At 57.6% G+C, this 3,369-nt stretch carries 3 protein-coding genes; 2 read left to right on the top strand and 1 reads right to left on the bottom strand.

The features are described 5' to 3' along the window. Window positions 1–416 precede the first annotated feature (416 nt). Complete coding sequence (locus B7449_RS13300; protein WP_039734372.1) at window positions 417–1,529, top strand: Fic family protein; 1,113 nt, start codon at window positions 417–419, stop codon at window positions 1,527–1,529. Window positions 1,530–1,579: 50 nt separating this feature from the next. Here B7449_RS13300 and B7449_RS13295 read toward each other — a convergent pair whose 3' ends face one another. Continuing rightward, complete coding sequence (locus B7449_RS13295; protein ID WP_039734373.1) at window positions 1,580–2,746, bottom strand: site-specific integrase; 1,167 nt, start codon at window positions 2,744–2,746, stop codon at window positions 1,580–1,582. Window positions 2,747–3,217: 471 nt separating this feature from the next. On the opposite strand from B7449_RS13295, the gene B7449_RS24775 reads away from it, so the two are divergent. Next, on the top strand, window positions 3,218–3,369 hold a 152-nt coding region (locus B7449_RS24775), incomplete at its 3' end, for a YrrC family ATP-dependent DNA helicase (RefSeq protein WP_456303599.1).

Here is a 3,369-nt window from a genome sequence, read left to right as displayed (position 1 = left end):
CGCCGCCTGAATACGCCCGCGTCTCTCGCCGGATGATTACGGTTTGTTGCGAATCTGACGCTCACCTCATCAAGGCTTGCTGGATGGACGCCGGGCGGTAGCAAGGGCCAGGGCGAGCCAGCCGCAGGGATAAGGTTAGGAATCATGTTTACAACAATAATGTTGTATGATGCGGCCTGCAAGCCATTTCATGTGAGCCTGCTGATCAGTGAAGTGTTTAGCGTTCTCACGTTTCAGATGGGCATATCTTCCTGCTCGATACCAAACGGGCAAAATGGTGTGTGACATAGAATTTTTTATAAGACCGTCCAGCATGTGTGCAGGAATAATGGATTTATTCATCGCATATCATGCGGATATAGCCTTGCGGTTTGCGGCGATTAGGCGCCATATTCTCCGCAAGGAGTGCAGGGAATATGGCGCGATACATTTATCAGCATGCAGACTGGCCCGGCTTCCAGTGGGACAAGGACACCATTGCCCATGAACTGGCTGCCGTGCGTCATCGGCAGGGACGCCTCCTGGGCCGCATGGAAAGCCTCGGCTTCGATTTCCGGTCTGAAGCCGTGCTTCAGACCCTGACGGACGATGTCATCAAGTCGAGCGAGATCGAGGGCGAAAATCTCGATCGTGAGCAGGTACGGTCTTCCATCGCCCGCCGACTGGGGATGGATATTGGCGCGCTGGCTCCGGTGGATCGGGATGTCGAAGGCGTTGTGGAGATGATGCTGGATGCGACCCGACATTTTGCCGATCCGTTGACTGAAGAGAGACTGTTCGCCTGGCATGCGGCTTTGTTTCCGACTGGGCGAAACGGGATGGTGCGCATTTTGGTCGGAGAGTGGCGTGATGACAGAACCGGCCCGATGCAGGTCGTGTCAGGCCCTGTCGGACGGGAGAAGGTTCATTATGAGGCGCCGGCAGCCAGCAGGGTGCCCGCGGAGATGCAGGCCTTCCTCGACTGGTGCAATGCCGGGCAAGCGTTGGATCCTGTGCTGAAGGCAGCCATCGCACATTTGTGGTTTGTCACCATTCATCCGTTTGAGGACGGAAACGGGCGCATGGCGCGGGCCATCGGCGACCTCATGCTGGCGCGCTCGGAACAGACAGATCAGCGTTTCTACAGCCTGTCGGCCCAGATCCGGCAGGAACGGAAGGATTACTATGCAATCCTTGAGGCTACCCAGAAGGGGGATATGGACATCACGGCCTGGCTGCTCTGGTTTCTGGGGGCTCTGGATAGCGCCTTTGATCGCGCTGAACTGGTCCTGGGAAAAGTCATCCAGAAGGCCCGGTTCTGGGACAATCTGGTCGGACAATCGATCAATGACCGGCAACGCCTTATGCTGAACCGTCTGCTGGACGGGTTCGAGGGCAAGCTGACCTCATCCAAATGGGCGAAGCTGGCGAAGACGTCACCGGATACAGCCCTGCGAGATATCAATGATCTCGTATCGCGCGATATTCTGGCCAGAGAGGCTGCAGGAGGAAGAAGCACCAGCTATGTGCTGGTTGTTCCCGAAACATAAAACGCGGGCCGATGCTGACGGACAGGCCGCTGATTGGGTATGATCGGCATTCAGGCCTGTATCCTTGCATCGGTGAGCGCGGATGAAATGCGCTGGGCGACCTGATCCGTCGAGCGTTTGACATTTTCCCGCTTCAGGTGGGCGTACCGGGAAGTGGTCTTGATGTCGCTATGGCCCAGCATCCGGCCGATCATTGTCAGGTCCGCTCCCATCTCCAGGGCATCCGATGCAAAGGAATGACGGAGATCGTGGAGCCGAACGCCATCCAGGCCTGCCGCCTTGCGGATACGACGCCACGGCTTTTGCAGGTCAGTGAGATATTCGCCAGCCTTCCGCCCGGTGATGACATAGGGATTGTCGGGCAGGCGAGGGGTGGCCTTCAGGACATCAACAGCCGCCGTACCCAACTGGACAGTCTTCGCTCCGGTTTTGCTGTCCGGGAGGCGGAGTTCCGCTCCATCCAGCCAGACATGCGCCCACTGGAGCGTCTGGATTTCCCGCAACCGGCAACCCGTGAGGGCAAGCAGACGGATGGCCCGTGCCGCTTCGGGCATATCTTCGGTGGCCTCGTCGAGGCTGTTGCCCAGGCGGGCATACTCCTCCCGGGTGAGGAAACGTTCTCGTCTTTCTTCCCGGTAGCGTTTGACGCCCCGGCATGGATTCACACCATCCTGGCGGATACCCCATAGATCGGCAAGGCTGAACATCTTTGACAGAACGCCCAGCGTTCGGTTGGCCTGATAGGGGATATGCCGGAAACTGCCATGGAATTCGACGACTTCAGCCCGTGAAAGGTCAGCCATCCGCCAGCTTCCGAATTTCGGGACAATGAACAGTTCCACCGAGCGCCTGTATTCTCCCCGTGTTCTGGGTTTCAGGTGGACATCGACATATTCGTCGAGAAAGCGTCTGGAGAAACTCGCGACAGTCATGGCCTTGCGGTCATCGGACCGTTTATCCGCCGGATTTTCCCCGGTATGAACCCGCGCGAGGATCCTGATAGCTTCATCACGGGCGAGATCCGCCGTCCACGGGCTTCCATGCTGGCCAATCGTGTAACGCCGCAGCCTTCCGCCAGAGCGGTAGTGAATGACGTAGACCTTGCGGCCCGATGGCCAGACCCGGACCGCAAAGGCCGGGATGCTGTCATCCCACAGGAAATAATCTTTTGCTTCGGGCGTCGCCGCCGTGACGGTTTTCTTGTTGAGCCGGGCCATTCTCGCCTCCGCCGCAGGAAACACATAGGAAACAGATGAGAGCGCAACCGAGCGTAGTCGGTGAACGAATGACGTATCCCGACGAGGTCATTTTTCAAGGAAAAACAAAGGGTTTTCGCGGTCTGGCGCTATTCTGTCGGCAGGAGCGCTGGTCAGCGTAGGCTAAAAAATCTTTCTCATAACCTGAAGGTCATAGGTTCAAATCCTATCCCCGCAACCAAGCATAAACGTCTGAAAAGACAGAAAAAAAGCCACCCAATCGGGTGGCTTTTTTTGTGCCTGAATCACTCCGCAGGATGCATATAGGATGCAAATGGGAGTGAAAGCGCAGCGTAGAGACGACTGATCGCAGGTGTTTCACGATCGCGTGTTGGGTGTGATGGAACCCGGCTACGGTCAGTGGTGCGATCCCATGTTACGGTGGATCATGGTGTCTGATCCTCTCGATTCCGTGCTGGTAGGAGAGTCCCGTTGAGTGGCGCGGCTGCGTCGTCCGAGGCGCTGGCCGGCCTCGTGGAGCGGGTGACGTTCCACAACGCCGAAAATGGTTTCTGCGTCCTGCGCGTGAAGGTGCGGGGACAGCGCGATCTGGTCACTGTCGTCGGCCATGCCGCCATGATCTC

The organism is Komagataeibacter intermedius TF2, from assembly GCF_000964425.1.
Lineage (GTDB): Bacteria > Pseudomonadota > Alphaproteobacteria > Acetobacterales > Acetobacteraceae > Komagataeibacter > Komagataeibacter intermedius.
The sequence above is the reverse complement of the archived record's forward strand: the minus strand, read 5'-3'. Positions and strand labels throughout refer to the sequence as shown.